Genomic DNA, 15,158 nt, shown 5'->3' on the forward strand with positions numbered 1-15,158 from the left:
ACTTCTGGGAGGGACAAGGGCACCTGGTGGTCCACACTAGCCCACCTGGCCTCCCACTGGACAACAAAAAGTCAGCTTAAAGATTCAACCTGGGCGGTCGATACCGGCCGCCCACTTTCCAGACTTCCTCTCGACCCTAAGCCATCGGCGCTGCCCTGCCTTGGAAATCAGCAGGACATCGATGTACCAAGCCCTGCGCCCCTCTGGCAATACACCACGCATGTAAACCACGATGCGCTCGAAAGTATCGATCATCAATTGCCGAACCTTATCCCGCGCCTCGACCTCCTGCGCCTCAACTCCGGCGGTTAGATCCGACCATAGCCTTGCATCTGCTGGCCTTTGCCTGGAGGCGATGCCAGCTAGCTCTCGTTCAGCCTGGAGCAGCTTTGCTTTAGCCTTAGTCAGCTGCTCTTCGAGATCACGGGCTTTCCGCAGGAACGTAATCGGCAAAACGCCATCGCCCTCCCCCAATGCCAACGCTTCAGTAAGCCGGCCGAGCTGGGCTTCGAGATCAGCCACCTGCTTTCGCAAGGCCATAACCCCTTGCTGTAGGTCGCCACTCGGTCCTGCTGGCTGCTGTAAACGCAGCAGGTTCATCTGATCTGAGCAAAACGACATAACAGCCCGTTCGACAGGTGCAACGCTACAACTTCCGCCCACATCGCACCCACCTTTGTTCATGTAGGACATACACATGATACGCCTATGCCCATCCGTCAAAGTCCCATCAGGTCGAACCTTATGCATCACATTCTGCGCGGTCATTGCCGTGCCGCAGTAGCCACAGTAGGTAATACCGATACCAGTCACTATCCCAGGAATGGCTCCCTTCCCTCGCCGACGACTTCGCTGACCTCGCAATAGCTGTAATTCCTCAAACTCAACATCCGAGAGTAACCGAGGATAATAGTCCTCCAGCAGGTAATCTTCACCGTCGACACAGATATGCTTCGCACCTTTCAAAGCCACTAACTTGATCAGGCGATAAATCTGCTGTGGAGAGATCCCGAGATAAGAAGTATCGAAGCCCCGCTCCTGCATCATACTGAAAGCTCGATCAGCGCCATATCCTTCGCGATACTTCTCGATGGCAAATCGCACAACTTCGGTACGATCAGGAATCAACTCCCAGTCACCGTCGACGAGGCGGACCCAGCGAGGGTCGCTGCCATTGCGGATCAAACCCCGGTAGTGGCCAGCGATCCAGCCTTCACACAAGCGCTTGATTGAGGCCTTCACGCGCTTACTTTTGGTATCGCTCTCTTCATGAGCCCGAATCATGACCAGAAGGCTATAGACCAGATCCATTGGCTGCGCCTTCAACCTTTCCCTGTTGTACTCACGGCCGTCACTCGCGGTGACCACGGTAATGCCCGCATTGATGATCTGTGCCAACTGGGCTTGCGCTTGTATCGGTTCTGCCCGGCTGAGACGATCCAGGCCCTCAACAACCAACACAGAGCCGACCGGGATACGCCCCTCATCAACGGCTTGCAGGAAGACGCCCAAGGCGCCCTGTTTTATGTGCCGTTGGTGAAAGGCTGAAAGGCCCTCATCCCTCAAGGAAAGCGACTCGTCTAATGTGAGTCCTCTTGCCGCAGCCCATGACTTCGCATACTCAGCCTGCCTGTCCGCACTGTTCCCTGCCGCTTGGCGCGGGTCAGAGAACCGCAGATAGCTGTAGACCAATCCCTGAGACGCTTGCATACCCTTGATTCCACTCTAACCGTGAAAAACAGAAGTATATATTAACGCTCAAGAGGCGCGCCAATGGACACATGATCATCCCGTGATGACGGTGCCAGCCGGCATTCAGCACGCTGGGGATTGAAAAAAGAAACGACTTCATCAATGATGTCCACACCAACACTCACAAAAAAACGAAGATTCATGAATATCTCCACGCTGCTCATATTTATACCGGCTTGCTTTGCACTAAACATGGCTCCCGGCCCAAATAACCTGCTCTCAGTTAATAATGCTACACATTATGGCTTCTGGGCTTCATGTCTTGCAGGCGCCGGAAGGCTAATCGCTTTTGCTGCAATGATAGCTCTCGCGGCAGCAGGCTTAACGGTTGTACTTGAAACGTCCGAGGTGGTGTTCCTTGGCATCAAGCTTCTTGGCGCCGTTTATCTGTTCTACTTAGCTTTTAAACTTTGGACAGCAAAGGTCCAAAATCAGGAGTCGAACAGTGCAAAACCAAGAAATCTCGTGAACCTAGCGAAACAAGAATTTCTCATTGCAGCAGGAAACCCAAAAGCAATATTAATATTCACAGCATTTCTACCGCAATTCATAGACCCAGCGTATGATGTCACGCCGCAGTTTGCAATGCTGGGTTCTTTATTCCTGGTACTCGAGTTGATCGCACTTGCAGGCTATGCCTTAATCGGGCTGCACTTGCGACGCTGGTTCAATAATCCCAAAGGAAAACGTATCTTTAACCGCATCTGCGCGGTGCTGTTGTCGGGCGCAGCCTCGATATTGCTTGCCACGCGGCGCGCCTAATACTTCTCAACAACCAAGGACGGCCTGCCTATACTTTCCATCGCCCGGGGTTGCGGTAGCTAATCTGTTTCCCAGCAGCCTTTTAACTTCCAACCTGAGCATTTGACAAGGGGCTTGAGCGCTGTGTGCACTAGGCGGATCTCCATGAAAGAGGCGGAGATTCCCCTGCGCTTCCTTGGATGCCCTTGAGGTAGCTACTGCTGTGGCCAATAGCTGCCTGTGGTCTCAGGCCGGTGTTATCAGCACCTTCGTAGAATAGATCACCTTCTGGCAACACCTTCATGTAAAAAGCCCCTTAGCAGGGGCTTCATTCACACTTGGAATTTTCGACACTGGACTTTTTCCTGCGAGTCCGTGTACAGCATGAGCTTAATACACATAATAAAGCGAGGGTCTTTCACCGAGTAGCCACCGGTATGCTCATTCTTTGAGATAAGAGGGCTTGATCCGGTAGCGAGATCAGACAATATAGACCCTATACCCATGTTAGTGTTAGGTACGGTACGGGGGAAATTTTCCCTGACAAGCTTGTCGATGTCATTCGAGTCGAACTCGTGCCTTTTAACCTTACCGATGCAGAAAATAACCTGATTGCGTCTTGCGACGGTGGTCTCTCGGCTGTTCAGGTTTTTTTCTACGACGGAGTAAGCGTGTCGTAATCCGGCCGTCAGCCACGCAAGATCAGCTGTCTGCAGCGTCGTCGGAATATACGTCCAGCCATTATCCTGAATCGCGTAAGCGAGGTGCTCACAAAATTCATGAACGCGCTGTGCAATCCCTAAAGTGACGTCCGATACATGGTCCGATATTTCAATTAGAGAGGCCCCGGAGAGGGGGATTTGCAGATGAGCGAACCCTTTGCTCACGATTTCACGCACCTGACCTGAATCAAGGCCGCTCACTTTTTGAATCTCCTGTAACCGGTTGGCTACGGATTCAGCGTTTTTAACATCACGGAAGTATTGAAGGACGCCATTTGGAACACCCACAACAAGAAAATTAATATTACACTCGGCGTACCGCGAGTCATCAAGGAGGATGATAATGTTCGCGAGTTCATCCATCAGATCGCTGGAAGCAAATATCGACTCCAAATTATCCAGAACAATAATTTTCTTTTGATCGTTCACGGAAGCGTACAGCTTGAAGGCCATTAGCAACGGCTCTTCCTGGGCAATATCGAAGCGGTCATTCTGCTTCACCGAACCTTTCAGAAAGGCCGCAGAAAGCTCTCCTACCTTCTCAACGTTGTACCCGAGATTTACTGCGGTGCCTGGGGCGACGAGACAGTTGCAAATCTCATTAGTCAGTGACTTAATGCGTGCAGCATTTGCGCAATTGACAGTCACATACGTGATCCCATCGTCTTCGAGAACTTTTTTATAGAGCCATGATTTTCCGTTGCCGCTTTCACCAAAAATTAGTGTGTGGGAGTTTCGCTTGAACGCCCTCGAAAGCTCCAGCTCGAGCCGGGGGCGGTGCACGTACATATTCACGTTCACTTCGCTGCGCCGAGGTGTAAATACCTCGGTAATCTCTTTCCTAAGCGACATAGAAGTCCATCAATGGTGTGTCGGGGCAGTTCGGCTTATACCAAGCCTCTCGTCTTTGCATGGTACTCGATTATTGGCACTGATGGCCAAACGATAGCTGTGGCTTATACGCCAAACGATGGCTCATACGCGGCATGCGTCAGCAAGCTGCGAGCATGAGCGATGGATGGGCCACGACGTCGTTTCGGTCCTCAATCTAGAGAACGGGTGCGTCTGCCAGAACCTCAGCTAAAACATCCTAGGCTCCAGGACGAAGGCCATGATTTTTCGTCCGGACCGTCATAGGTCATCTCGGTTGAAATGCCGCTTTGGTCGATAGGTAACTGTCACAAATTTTTATATTGAAGTACCGTAGCCCAGCTTAATTCCTAGCAGCCTTATGAGCCCCCCATAAACTCGTTGAGGCTTTGATCAGTCATCGGTACCAGGTTCCGAGCGAGGTAGCAGAACATCAGCACCATGGATTGGTGTGCCCGGGTCGATACCGGCTTCCAACTCAAGTAAGCGCTGATGCCCAGGATGACTCTCAACTGCGAGCGCTACCAGCCGACGGCAGTTCACCATATCGCCCGCCATCCGGTACCGCTCTGCTAAATCCAGAGAAACTGCTGCTTCATAGAATCGTGGGAAACGTATTCCACTAGGAGAGCCACGTCTTTTGAGATAGGTCTTGATGGTTTGATCGTGCACCTCCAATGTCCACCCAGGAACCTTACCTGCGACCGTGTGCACGAGGAGAGCCTCCGGTGAGGGCTGCGATAGGTCTTGATGGATAAGCTTTTCCATTCCCTCAGATACAGGCGCCCTCTGCTCTACAGGGACCACCATATTAAAGAGTGTATAGAGTGCCAGGTACGGTAAGCGCGGGTCTCTCTTAGCGCCCAATACAACATGAGCTACTGCATTCAGGACCGGGCGCAGGTCTGTAAGCACCGCTCCCTCCTCACCCAACTGGCAAGGAACCAATTGCTCTAGAAACCCCTCAAGCTTGCTTCGCCCAGCACTCAGTAGTTCTCCTTCCGCATTACCCACCCAATACTGCGGGGCCATGCGCAGTTGAATGACGTTGGTCCGCTCCAAGCTGTAGCTAGGGTATGGCTCTCGATCTAATGATGGCTGACTAGCCACGAACTTAATGATCACGTTGCGCATCAATCGGGATAACCCTTGGAGGGTTAGGTAAGCCTTGCGCTCGTGAAGCACTGTTTCACCATAGCCATGACCAAGCACAACTACGCTAGGGAGTCGCATTAGCTGATGTACATATTTGGAGCGGGCCTGATAGGCCATGGTCAAGGCCTCGGCAACGTCGGTGCTGGAGAGCGCCTGGCCTGGGACTAACGTTACGTCGCGAAAATATTCGGGCGGTGTATAAGCAATCGCGAACTCGCGAAAGCGGCGTGCCAAGGCCGTATGCTCCACTTTCATCAGCGCGTCCCGAACCCTTTGTCCTACCGCTTCGTCCGCACCTGTCAAAGCCTCATCAACTGCTTGTCGCTTGCGCTGGTCGTAGGAAGCCCAATCGCTTTCATGACCATCAAAATCCTGCGCTAGCGACTCTACTGATGCCACCAGCAGTGTATACGCCAACTCCAGGTCATCCGCGATCCGATGCATACCGTTTATGTATGTCCGGATCGCTCTCATCACACCGAGATAGGTCTGACGCGGCAATCCGATTAGCTGGCCAACAAACTCTTGGAGGAAAGCCACTTCCTCAGGCTTACACCAACGCTCTGGCTCGAAGAAGCGACTGACAAATTGATGCGGAGATGCTTGAGTTGCTAAACCCTTTTTCCCGCTGGTCAGGCGCCGAGCGAGATCGATATCTGGTGAACATACGCAATTCAGCGCAAATGACGCCACAACCGCAAAATCGCTGAGGTAGGGCTCAGCGCCACAGGACACGAGTACTCCCGGCCCCTCCTCCTCTGCCTCTATCCTTTCCTGCATCTCATAGACGACTACAGTCGGCTGAATCGAGCTTATTGAAGATGGAACCAGCTTTCCCGCTGCCGTTTCTACTGCAATCTCACGCCCTAAACTGGCGTTGGTATAGAGCATGCCGCGCAACAAATTTTCCCGCCCTACGGGGAGACTGAAGAGCTTTCCAGTGGCAATCTGAAGCATACGACCTCCAATATCGTACTCAGTGGCTCAGCGCCCATAGGCGGTTCCTGTCTCAGAAACTACTCAGTATCAATCGCTTAATCTTGCATCTCATTGTACAGCCCCAGTACAGGGTGCTACTCAATGCCCCTTCTGGCCAATAGCTGTCCTTGGTGAAGGGCTGCTATGGGTTGATAGGTACCTGTCACCAATGTTTATATTGAACATCATTAGGGTTGCCGGCCGCCACCCAGAACTCCTGGCGCGTCAGGCGCCAGGTGCCACACGGGTGGTCCGCTGCCACCACTGCCTCGCCTACCGGTGCACGCCACAGTTGCCAGGCGATGTAGAACAAGTAGGCCGCACCCACTACCTTGATGGCCAGGAACAGGTATTCACTGGTATGCAGCACCACGGCCAGGCCCATGGCCGCCAGGGCGATCATGCCGCTGAAGGCGACAATGCGACCACCCCCGGCCACGCAGGCCGTGCGCAGGCCATAGCGGCTGGCGTTGTGCAGCGACAGCAGGTTGTTCGGCCCCGGCGCCATGTTCAGGGCAAAGCAGGCGGGGATGAAAAGCAGCAGGCTTGAAAGGTCCATTGTTGTTTTCCTTTGGCAACAGGCGTCTATTTCGGCCTCTGCCGGGCCTTGCGGTCAAGTTACAGCCAGCGATAAAAACTGTATGGGTACGCGGCACCTGTTACGCTGCCGGCGACATAGAGGACCTTGTGATGCCCCGCTCCCACGCCGCGCTGTGGCGCGACCCGGCACTCCCGCATGTGGAAAGCCGCCGCGCCTGTCATAGCCGGGCCTGTTACAAGGCCCACAGTCACCCGACATTTTCCATCGGTGCGGTGGATGCCGGCCACAGCCATTTCAGCGGCGCCGCGCATGGGCAGGAACGGCTGACGCCCGGCACGCTGGTGCTGGTGCCAGCCCACCGCGTACATGCCTGCAACCCCGAGCCCGGCCACGCCTGGAGCTACCAGATGCTGCATGTGGATGCCGACTGGCTGGCATACGTGCGCCTGGAGTCGGGGCTAGGCGGCGCCGGGCCCGGCGAGCCGGCGCGTATCTGCCGGGCGCCGGCGGTGTATGGGCAGTTCTGCGAGCTGAACAGGTTGCTGTTCTCCAGCGCCAGCAACAGTGAGAAGGATGCGGCATTGATTGCCTTTGTGGGTGACCTGGACTTTTCCGCACAAGCCCCTCTGGCAGCAGCCCCCGCCTTGGGGGCGACTGCGTTGAGCGGGTTGATCGCGCGCCTCGAAGGGCAAGACCCCGCGCAACTGTGCCTGGAGGTGCTGGCCCGCGAAGCCGGCCTTGGGCGCTACCAGCTGATCCGCGCATTCCGCACCGCCACCGGCTTGACCCCGCATGCCTATGTGCTCAATGCCCGGATCAATCGCGGGCGGCAGTTGTTGGGTGAAGGGCTGGCGTTGGCGGAGGTGGCCTACCGCCTCGGGTTCGCCGACCAAAGCCATTTCCAGCGGGTATTCAAGGCCCATGTGGGCGTGACGCCAGGGCAGTATCGGGATGTGCGCAGCCCTTGAGATAGGGCTGCGCAGCAGCCCCAAGGCACTACCACGCAATATTCTTCAATACGCCTGACAAGCCCGGCAGCAGACTGCGGTTTTTCCCGCAGAGCCGCGCCGCCCATGCAACAGTTCCTGATCATCGCCCTCGCCCACTTCCTCGCCCTGCTCTCACCCGGCCCGGACTTCTTCCTGGTCGCACGCAGCTCGATCAACAGCGGCTGGCGCATCGCCAGCGGCGCCTGCCTGGGCATTGCCCTGGCCAATGGCGCGTTCATCGCCATGGCCTTCACCGGCCTGTCGGTGTTGCAGGAAGGCAGCCTGCTGTTCACGTCCCTGCAACTGGCCGGCGCCAGCTACCTGCTGTACATCGGCGTGCTGTTCCTGCGCCATGCCGGGCAAACCAGCCTGCGCTCAGTCACTGACAACCAGCGGGTCCAAGGCTGGTGGCACAATCTGGGCATGGGCTTCTTGTCCGGCATCCTCAACCCCAAGAACGCGCTGTTCTATGCCAGCCTTGCCAGTATGGTAGCCAGCGCCAGCACCGGCTGGAAATCGGCCTACGCCGTGTGGATGTTCAGCATCGTCCTGCTCTGGGACCTGCTGGTGGCCGTGGCCATTGGTAACCAGCGGGTACTGCGGCGTTTCGCTCGCAGCCTGCCGTGGCTGGAGCGGGCCTCAGGGCTCATGTTGGTGCTATTGGCTGCGGCGCTGCTGCTGCATCTGGCCCGGGGCTGACCAGTTGCAAGGTGCGCATGTCCATCAAGGTAAAGTGGCCGCTCGCCCAGCCCCCCGTGTCCAGGTGCCAGACATTACCCAGCAGCTTTGCCTCCAGCACCGGCGTGTGCCCGACCAGCAAAGCACGCAGGCCCTGCACCGGTTGGGTATCGCCTTCCTTCAGGCGCCGCCGCGACCACTGGCATACCTCGCGTACCTTCGGGTCGTGATCCAGCTCCAGCTCCAGCCATGAACGCAGCACTGCCCAATCAGCAAACGGGCTGTCTGCATGCAGCAACCCGACCAGGCCGGCCGCGCTTTCCACTTCGATGGCAATCGGTAACTGCTCGAAGCGCTCCACGAAGCGCAATTGTGCGGCCCGCGGCAGGTCCAGGAACCAGCTCCCACCCGCTGCGCGGTACATGTCCAGGTCAAGCCGCCCCCCACGCACGCGAGTGATTGCCAGCGCCTCATGGTTACCTTGCACCGCATGGAACCAAGGCTGCGCGAGCCACTCCAGCACGGCCTCGCTGTGCGGCCCCCGGTCGACCAGGTCACCCACACTGAACAGGCGGTCTACCGCGGGGTCGAACCCCACCGCTTCAAGGCACTGTTCCAGGCGCTGGAAGTGACCATGGATATCGCCCACCGCCAGGTCACGCCCCCGGATATTGGCGAGCAACCGCCGAAACCGTCCCATTACAATCTTCCTCTGCAGGTGCTGCCATGGCGGGCGTAAAATGGAAACACCCCCAATCTACCCCGGAGGTGCATCATGCGTACCGCCCTCGTGTGTGCCGTGCTCATGGCGCTGTCACTGAACAGCATGGCACAAGGCTCCCCGGCCGCGCAGGTCGAGGTGCGTTTCGACCACCCGGAACAATTCCGCGACGCCAGCCTGGACAGCCACGGTTATGAGCGTGGCGCCGACGCCTATGTGATGAAGTCCCTTACCCAGTACCTGCAAAAGCTCGGTCAGCGTTACCTGCAGCCGGGCCAGCAGCTGGTCATCGATATCCGCGACATCGACCTGGCCGGGCGCTTCGAGCCCTGGCACAGCCAGGACTACGATGTGCGTTTCATGCGCGAGATCACCTGGCCGAGCATCGACCTCACCTACACCCTCAGCCAGCCGGGCAAACCCGCCCAGCAGGTCGAGGAACGGGTCAGCGACAAGATGTACCTCAGCCGCCCCGGCCGGGTCGCCAGCAGCAGCGACCGCCTGTATGCCGAGAAGGCCATGCTCGACGACTGGTTCCGCCAGCGCTTCGCGACGCACCCGGCAACCTGAAAAAGCCTTCACTGGTACAGGCGTTGGTGCCGATAGTATGCTCGACCCTTCAACCTGTACCAGGGAAGGGTATTTCATGAAACTGTGCGCCGTACAACTGGCGTCGCTCAAAGGCGATTTGCCAGGCAACCTCCAGCGTCATCTGGCCTGCATCGAGCAGGCCGCGGCCCTTGGCGCGGCGCTGGTGGTGTTCCCCGAACTGTCGCTGACCGGCTATGAGCCAAGCCTTGCGCGCCCGGCCGCCTTGCCGGTCAGCTCCGAGCGACTGAGCCCGCTGCAGGCAGCCTGTGACCGCCTGGGTATCACCGTGGCCGTTGGCCTGCCGTTGCCGACACCCGACGGTATTCGCATCGGCATGCCCATCTTCAGCCCCGGGGCACCGCGCCAGGCCTATGCCAAACGGCGCCTGCATGATGACGAGCTGCCCTACTTCACCCCTGGCGATCAGGCACTGCTGCTGCAAGTAGGCGATCATCGGGTGGCACCGGCAATCTGCTACGAATCGATGTTCATGGCCCACGCGGCCGCCGCCCGCGAGCACGGCGCCGACCTGTATCTGGTCAGCGTGGCGAAAACCGCCAAGGGCATCCGCGAGGGATACGCACATTACCCGGAGGTGGCACGTGAACTGGGCATGCCGATACTGATGGCCAACTGCGTGGGGCCAGCCGACACCTTCATCGGTGCGGGCGGTTCGGCAGCCTGGGACAGCCAGGGGCGCTTGCTGGCCCGCCTGGACGACCACAGTGAAGGGCTGATCATGCTGGACACTGGCAACGCCAGCGCAATGGCCCTGCCTTTGGACCCACACCCGGCATGATCTATCTGTTTCTGGCGTTGCTGAGTTACACCTGCACCTACTACCTGGTCGGCTTGCTGATCCAGGGCCAGCTTGCCGATGTGGCCGAGGGTTTGCGCCATCGGCCCGATGCACCGACACCCGGCGAGTACCTGCGTGCGGTCAAGGCCCATGCACGTCGGGCCCATCGGCAGTACACCCTGATGGCTGGCTCGGCGCTGGCGTTGCTGGCCTGCCTGGTCGCCAGCTGGTTCAGCTGACGCCTACAGGTCCAGCGCGAGGCTTTGCCGGCCCTCCAGCGCCAGCAAGTACTGCTTGGCCGCCAGGCCACCGGCAAAGCCGGTCAGGCTGCCCGAAGCGCCGATCACGCGGTGGCACGGGGCGATGATCGAGATCGGGTTGCGGCCATTGGCGGCGCCTACCGCTCGCACCGCGCTGGGGTTGCCGATCTGCCGGGCGATGTCGCCGTAGCTGCGGGTTTCACCGAAGGGTATCGCCAGCAGCGTGGCCCACACCTGGCGCTGGAACTCGGTACCGGCGAAATCCAGCGCCAGCTCGAAGCGCTGGCGTTTGCCCGCAAAGTACTCGCCAAGCTGCCGCACGGTGTTCAGTAGCACCGGGCACTGGTCGTCACGGTGCAAGGCGCCGAGGCGCACGCGGTTTTCCCGTTCATCTTCCCACAGTACGGCTGCCAGGCACTGGCCGCGGGCAACCAGGGTCAGGGTGCCGACGGGCGAATGCATGAAGGTGAATGCGCTGGACATGAGCGGGTTCCTGCCTGTTTGCGTTCGGCGTACTGTACGCATCCACAGCCCTGCACGCACCCGCTTTCTTGCTCAGGTAATTGCACAACCGGCAATCCGGCGCGCTTCCCTGAGGTTGACCCTGGGGATCAGCTCGGCTGGAATCCGCGAGATCGACGACAGGTTATAAACGTGGAAGTGCTCGTTCACGACCTCCCTGGCCATCAGCGTCAACGACGGTAGGATGCGGCTCTCCCAATGCTGGTCGAGCCCACACGGCGAACACTGCCCCTGGCCGTTCTCGTAGAAGCGGCCGACGCTCTGATCCAGGTCCACCCCCACCAGCAACACTTCTTCGAAGCCCAGGTGATAGGCCAACTGCAAGGCCACGTACGCCACTGTGCGGGCGTCGAAGAAACCCTGCGCCAAGTCTTTGCTGAAGGCAATCGAGCGGCTGCGTTTGCTCCACAGGGTGCGGTTGCACACGCAGCTGTCACCATGGCCACGCAACCCGTCCAGCAGGCCCGGCGTATCCGCTTTATGCAAGGCATAGCACTCGGTGCCTACCGGCACATCGGCACCCGCATACTGCTCGGGCCAGAGCGCCAGGCGCTCGCTGTCGCGCACGGCAGTGGCGAACAGGGCCGGCTGTTGCTGGCGAAAGCTTTTGTCGGTGCACACGTAGAAGAATGGATGGATGCCGTGTTCGGCGGTCATCGCAACCGAACCGTTCATGGCGATGATGGGTAAATGGGCGAATTCGCCCAGCGGAAAATGCTTGGCAGAGGCGCCAGAGGCAAGGATCACCACGGGGCCCTGTTGGGTGTTGCGACACGCCTCGAAACTGGAGAACGCCCCGCGTTCAGCGCTTGGCTGCAACGGAAGTGTGTTCATCAATGGCATCTTTAACTGGACAGTACAAACCACAATACTGATCCGTGTATATGCCGTGGCCGCTTTTACCTAACTTTACCTACCTGAACATAATCGACCGCCATGTCCCTGACTGGCGGGGTTCTGGAGCTCTGCACAGCGCTCAGACGGTGCATGTTCAATGCCGCCTGGTTCGACTCAGTCCATTTCAGCAGACCACCTGGCCCAAGGGTTGTTCCCCCACTTTGGATCAGGAATACCGATTACCACCCTGGAGGCGACAGACGGCCCGCCGCCATTTCATCAAACGCGGTTTTATTCATGAGCCTGCTTGATGCTTGTCACGGGTGAGACTAATACTTAAGTCTCTGCCTGGGGAGGCACGAAACATGCAAACCAGATTCGTTATCGTTCCTGCGGTGCCGATAGAAAAGGAGTCGTTCCGCGTGGGTACCCGCTACTACGCCGCTACCGTGTGTGGAGGGTTCGACATTTACGACAACCAGGCGAAGGAGCGGCTCAAGCCGAGCTACCCGAGCCGGACAGATGCGCAGGTGCAGTGCGAGCAATTGAACAAGCGAAGTGAAGTGGGGTGATCGTGGGCGCTCGATATACAGGCGCCCGTGCGATCCCTGCAGGCGCAACGAGGGGCCGCACAGCGGCCCCCGGTGTCTAAAATAACTGTCAGCCCAGGAACAGCTGGTACGCCGGGTTGTCAGTCTCATCCCAATACCGATACCCCATCTCGTCCAGCGCCAAGGGCAAGCCCGCCGACTCATCCGCCGGCACCTCCAGCGCAGCAAATACCCGGGCCTCCGCCGCGCCGTGGTTGCGGTAATGGAACAGGCTGATGTTCCAACGCTTGCCCAACCGCTCCAGGAAGCCCAGCAACGCCCCTGGGCGCTCGGGGAACTCAAAGCGCAGCACCCGCTCATCAGCGCTCGGCGCTGCGTGGCCGCCCACGGTATGGCGCACATGCAGTTTGGCCAGCTCGTTGTCGGTCAGGTCCAGCACGCTGTAACCCTGCTCACGAAGGTTGGCCAACAGCTGATCACGCGGGTCGTGCACCGGGTGAGTCTGCACCCCGACGAACAGGCGCGCTTCCTTGCCTGGGAAGTAGCGGTAGTTGAATTCGGTGATCTGCCGCTTGCCCAGCGCCTGGCAGAAGGCGCGGAAGCTACCTGGCTGCTCGGGGATGGTCACGGCGATGATCGCCTCGCGCTGCTCGCCCAGTTCGGCCCGCTCGGCCACATGGCGCAGGCGGTCGAAGTTGACGTTCGCCCCGGAGTCAATGGCCACCAAGGTCTGCCCTTGCACGCCCTCGCGTGCCACGTACTTCTTGATCCCGGCTACGGCCAGGGCACCAGAAGGCTCGGTGATCGACCGGGTGTCGTCGTAGATGTCCTTGATCGCCGCGCACAACTCGTCACTGCTGACGGTTACCACTTCGTCGACAAAATGCCGGCACAGCTCGAAACAATGGGCGCCGATCTGCGCCACCGCTACACCGTCGGCGAAGGTGCCGACCTGCGGCAGGATCACCCGCTCGCCGGCGGCCATGGCGGCCTGCAGGCAGTTGGAGTCCTCCGGCTCGACGCCAATCACCTTCACCTCGGGGCGCAGGTACTTCACGTAGGCAGCGATACCGGCGATCAGCCCGCCACCGCCCACCGGTACGAAAATGGCGTCCAGCGCGCCCGGGCGCTGGCGCAGGATCTCCATGGCCACGGTGCCCTGCCCCGCGATCACGTCCGGGTCATCGAACGGCGGCACAAAGGTGGCGCCTTCGCTGTCGGCCAGCTTCAGGGCATGGGCCAGGGCGTGCGGGAAGCTCTCACCGTGCAGCACCACATGCCCGCCGCGCGACCGCACCCCCTCCACTTTGAGTGACGGCGTGGTGGTCGGCATGACGATGGTGGCCTTCATGCCCAGGTGCGACGCCGCCAGGGCCACGCCCTGGGCATGGTTGCCCGCCGAGGCGGTGATTACCCCACGCTCGCGCTGCACAGCACTCAGGCGTGACAAACGGGTGTAGGCGCCGCGGATCTTGAACGAAAAGGTAGGTTGCAGGTCTTCGCGCTTGAGCAGCACCTGGTTACCCAGGCTGGCAGACAGTGCAGGCGCGGCTTGCAGCGGCGTTTCGATGGCCAGGTCGTACACCGGCGCGGCCAGAATGCGCCGCACCTGCTCCGACAGCAGTTGCTGGGGGGTGACGGTAGGACGAGGGACGCTGAAGCTGGTCATCGATGACTCCTTGGCTTTTTTATGTTGCCCAGGAGTCAGAGAGAAAAAACCCGCCTCCAGGGCGGGTTCGGTGCACGTACGCGCTAGCCCGCCAAGCTGATAATGGCGGTAATAATAATGGCGTTCACATGCGGGAATGTATTCATAGGGTAGGAACTTAGCCGTTAGTGCGGCACAAAGTCAACACTTGGCTTGCTGCGCCGAAAGCGGCACATCGAACACCTTGTCGAAGCCCCACTGGAAGGCAAAGGCGTAGACGAAGAAGAACACGAACAACGCCAGGTTGGTCAGCAGCGCCGCCCACAGGCTCACATCCAGCCAGTACGCCACCAGTGGCAGCAGGATCACCACCAACCCGCCCTCGAAGCCCAAGGCGTGCAGCAAGCGCCGCATGAATGTGCGCTCACGCTGGCGCTGGCGCGCTTCCCAGCGCTCGAACACCCAGTTGTAGCCCATGTTCCAGCTCATCGCGATGCCTGACATCAGCACCGAAAGCACCGTCGACTGCGCCATGCCGGCACCGAACGCCAGCTCCAGCGCGGGCGCCACGCAGGCGACCGCGATGGCTTCATAGAGAATGGCCTGGACGATCTTGCGGGCCTTGCCTTGCATGTTCAGCTCCCTGAATGAACGACCTGTAAAGCTACAAGATGTAGCTCACAAGAAAAAGCCCGAAATTTGGACAACAGCGTATAGGGCTGCTTGTATCTATCCCGTACAGAAGTGACATTTCGTACAACTTCGTCGAGGGAAGCGAGCGAGGATAAAGACGATGGCCCACT

General features: G+C 58.9%; 16 protein-coding genes and 1 pseudogene. 7 read left to right on the forward strand and 10 right to left on the reverse strand.

Features of this window, described 5'->3' with window-relative positions; all coding sequences use genetic code 11:
• Positions 1-84: 84 nt before the first annotated feature.
• Together SB765_RS02665 and SB765_RS02670 are read right to left on the reverse strand one after the other, a co-directional pair.
• A complete protein-coding gene (locus SB765_RS02665) occupies positions 85-1,710 on the reverse strand; it encodes a recombinase family protein (RefSeq protein ID WP_410930872.1) in 1,626 nt (541 codons plus the stop codon).
• Between the two features lie 41 nt (positions 1,711-1,751).
• Entirely contained in the window at positions 1,752-1,895 is a 144-nt protein-coding gene (locus SB765_RS02670) for a hypothetical protein (protein WP_410930873.1), read from the reverse strand.
• Here SB765_RS02670 and SB765_RS02675 point away from each other — a divergent pair.
• Positions 1,894-2,514, forward strand: a complete 621-nt coding sequence (locus tag SB765_RS02675; protein ID WP_410930874.1) for a LysE family translocator — start codon at positions 1,894-1,896, stop codon at positions 2,512-2,514. The genes SB765_RS02670 and SB765_RS02675 overlap by 2 nt on opposite strands.
• Before the next feature lie 311 nt (positions 2,515-2,825).
• Here SB765_RS02675 and SB765_RS02680 read toward each other — a convergent pair whose 3' ends face one another.
• The 3 genes and pseudogenes from SB765_RS02680 to SB765_RS02690 form a co-directional block, all read right to left on the reverse strand.
• Positions 2,826-4,004: an AAA family ATPase gene (locus SB765_RS02680; protein ID WP_410931054.1), complete on the reverse strand. Its 1,179-nt coding sequence runs from the start codon at positions 4,002-4,004 to the stop codon at positions 2,826-2,828.
• Positions 4,005-4,478: 474 nt separating this feature from the next.
• Positions 4,479-6,197, reverse strand: a complete 1,719-nt coding sequence (locus SB765_RS02685; RefSeq protein ID WP_410930875.1) for a hypothetical protein — start codon at positions 6,195-6,197, stop codon at positions 4,479-4,481.
• A gap of 202 nt (positions 6,198-6,399) precedes the next feature.
• Positions 6,400-6,777 (reverse strand): annotated as a pseudogene (locus SB765_RS02690) (LysE family translocator); the annotation flags it as partial.
• A gap of 131 nt (positions 6,778-6,908) precedes the next feature.
• On the opposite strand from SB765_RS02690, the gene SB765_RS02695 reads away from it, so the two are divergent.
• Both SB765_RS02695 and SB765_RS02700 read left to right on the forward strand, forming a co-directional pair.
• On the forward strand, positions 6,909-7,727 hold the full coding sequence (locus SB765_RS02695; RefSeq protein ID WP_410910384.1) for an AraC family transcriptional regulator: 819 nt from the start codon (positions 6,909-6,911) through the stop codon (positions 7,725-7,727).
• 105 nt (positions 7,728-7,832) lie between these two features.
• Entirely contained in the window at positions 7,833-8,447 is a 615-nt protein-coding gene (locus SB765_RS02700; RefSeq protein WP_410930876.1) for a LysE family translocator, read from the forward strand.
• Here the strand turns inward: SB765_RS02700 and SB765_RS02705 are convergent.
• Entirely contained in the window at positions 8,395-9,126 is a 732-nt protein-coding gene (locus SB765_RS02705) for a metallophosphoesterase (protein ID WP_410930877.1), read from the reverse strand. The genes SB765_RS02700 and SB765_RS02705 overlap by 53 nt on opposite strands.
• Positions 9,127-9,201: 75 nt before the next feature.
• Here SB765_RS02705 and SB765_RS02710 point away from each other — a divergent pair, with 75 nt between their 5' ends.
• The 3 genes from SB765_RS02710 to SB765_RS02720 all read left to right on the forward strand — a co-directional run bounded on the left by SB765_RS02710 (position 9,202) and on the right by SB765_RS02720 (position 10,776).
• Positions 9,202-9,717 carry a DUF3016 domain-containing protein gene (locus tag SB765_RS02710; protein ID WP_410930878.1) on the forward strand — a complete coding sequence of 172 codons (516 nt, stop codon included), beginning with the start codon at positions 9,202-9,204 and terminating at the stop codon, positions 9,715-9,717.
• 76 nt (positions 9,718-9,793) lie between these two features.
• Positions 9,794-10,537: a carbon-nitrogen hydrolase family protein gene (locus SB765_RS02715; RefSeq protein WP_410930879.1), complete on the forward strand. Its 744-nt coding sequence runs from the start codon at positions 9,794-9,796 to the stop codon at positions 10,535-10,537.
• Positions 10,534-10,776, forward strand: a complete 243-nt coding sequence (locus SB765_RS02720; protein ID WP_016499490.1) for a hypothetical protein — start codon at positions 10,534-10,536, stop codon at positions 10,774-10,776. The genes SB765_RS02715 and SB765_RS02720 overlap by 4 nt, the downstream gene beginning before the upstream one ends.
• 3 nt (positions 10,777-10,779) lie before the next feature.
• Here SB765_RS02720 and SB765_RS02725 read toward each other — a convergent pair whose 3' ends face one another.
• Both SB765_RS02725 and SB765_RS02730 read right to left on the reverse strand, forming a co-directional pair.
• Complete coding sequence (locus tag SB765_RS02725; protein ID WP_410930880.1) at positions 10,780-11,280, reverse strand: methylated-DNA--[protein]-cysteine S-methyltransferase; 501 nt, start codon at positions 11,278-11,280, stop codon at positions 10,780-10,782.
• A gap of 72 nt (positions 11,281-11,352) precedes the next feature.
• Positions 11,353-12,153 (reverse strand): lipopolysaccharide biosynthesis protein, encoded by an 801-nt coding sequence (locus tag SB765_RS02730; protein ID WP_410910379.1) that lies wholly within the window; start codon positions 12,151-12,153, stop codon positions 11,353-11,355.
• 368 nt (positions 12,154-12,521) lie between these two features.
• Between SB765_RS02730 and SB765_RS02735 the strand changes: the two genes are divergently transcribed.
• Positions 12,522-12,728, forward strand: coding sequence for a hypothetical protein (locus SB765_RS02735; RefSeq protein ID WP_341798750.1), 207 nt, complete (start codon positions 12,522-12,524; stop codon positions 12,726-12,728).
• Positions 12,729-12,816: 88 nt separating this feature from the next.
• Here the strand turns inward: SB765_RS02735 and ilvA are convergent, their stop codons facing one another.
• Positions 12,817-14,376, reverse strand: coding sequence for a threonine ammonia-lyase, biosynthetic (ilvA, locus tag SB765_RS02740; protein ID WP_410930881.1), 1,560 nt, complete (start codon positions 14,374-14,376; stop codon positions 12,817-12,819).
• A 180-nt stretch (positions 14,377-14,556) separates the two neighbouring features.
• Positions 14,557-14,988, reverse strand: a complete 432-nt coding sequence (locus SB765_RS02745; RefSeq protein WP_016499485.1) for a PACE efflux transporter — start codon at positions 14,986-14,988, stop codon at positions 14,557-14,559.
• Between the last annotated feature and the right edge of the window lie 170 nt (positions 14,989-15,158).

Origin of the sequence: Pseudomonas sp. SIMBA_067 (genome assembly GCF_046534675.1) — a bacterium.
Taxonomy (GTDB): domain Bacteria; phylum Pseudomonadota; class Gammaproteobacteria; order Pseudomonadales; family Pseudomonadaceae; genus Aquipseudomonas; species Aquipseudomonas putida.

Excerpts from the sequence above, each read along its gene's own strand:
- SB765_RS02700 (WP_410930876.1), top strand. The coding sequence starts at position 7,833 with ATGCAACAGTTCCTGATCATCGCCCTCGCCCACTTCCTCGCCCTGCTC.
- SB765_RS02680 (WP_410931054.1), bottom strand. The coding sequence starts at position 4,004 with ATGTACGTGCACCGCCCCCGGCTCGAGCTGGAGCTTTCGAGGGCGTTC.
- SB765_RS02670 (WP_410930873.1), bottom strand. The coding sequence starts at position 1,895 with ATGAATCTTCGTTTTTTTGTGAGTGTTGGTGTGGACATCATTGATGAA.
- SB765_RS02745 (WP_016499485.1), bottom strand. The coding sequence starts at position 14,988 with ATGCAAGGCAAGGCCCGCAAGATCGTCCAGGCCATTCTCTATGAAGCC.
- SB765_RS02710 (WP_410930878.1), top strand. The coding sequence starts at position 9,202 with ATGCGTACCGCCCTCGTGTGTGCCGTGCTCATGGCGCTGTCACTGAAC.
- SB765_RS02695 (WP_410910384.1), top strand. The coding sequence starts at position 6,909 with ATGCCCCGCTCCCACGCCGCGCTGTGGCGCGACCCGGCACTCCCGCAT.
- SB765_RS02675 (WP_410930874.1), top strand. The coding sequence starts at position 1,894 with ATGAATATCTCCACGCTGCTCATATTTATACCGGCTTGCTTTGCACTA.
- SB765_RS02725 (WP_410930880.1), bottom strand. The coding sequence starts at position 11,280 with ATGTCCAGCGCATTCACCTTCATGCATTCGCCCGTCGGCACCCTGACC.
- SB765_RS02665 (WP_410930872.1), bottom strand. The coding sequence starts at position 1,710 with ATGCAAGCGTCTCAGGGATTGGTCTACAGCTATCTGCGGTTCTCTGAC.
- SB765_RS02715 (WP_410930879.1), top strand. The coding sequence starts at position 9,794 with ATGAAACTGTGCGCCGTACAACTGGCGTCGCTCAAAGGCGATTTGCCA.
- SB765_RS02735 (WP_341798750.1), top strand. The coding sequence starts at position 12,522 with ATGCAAACCAGATTCGTTATCGTTCCTGCGGTGCCGATAGAAAAGGAG.
- SB765_RS02730 (WP_410910379.1), bottom strand. The coding sequence starts at position 12,153 with ATGAACACACTTCCGTTGCAGCCAAGCGCTGAACGCGGGGCGTTCTCC.
- SB765_RS02720 (WP_016499490.1), top strand. The coding sequence starts at position 10,534 with ATGATCTATCTGTTTCTGGCGTTGCTGAGTTACACCTGCACCTACTAC.
- ilvA (WP_410930881.1), bottom strand. The coding sequence starts at position 14,376 with ATGACCAGCTTCAGCGTCCCTCGTCCTACCGTCACCCCCCAGCAACTG.
- SB765_RS02705 (WP_410930877.1), bottom strand. The coding sequence starts at position 9,126 with ATGGGACGGTTTCGGCGGTTGCTCGCCAATATCCGGGGGCGTGACCTG.
- SB765_RS02685 (WP_410930875.1), bottom strand. The coding sequence starts at position 6,197 with ATGCTTCAGATTGCCACTGGAAAGCTCTTCAGTCTCCCCGTAGGGCGG.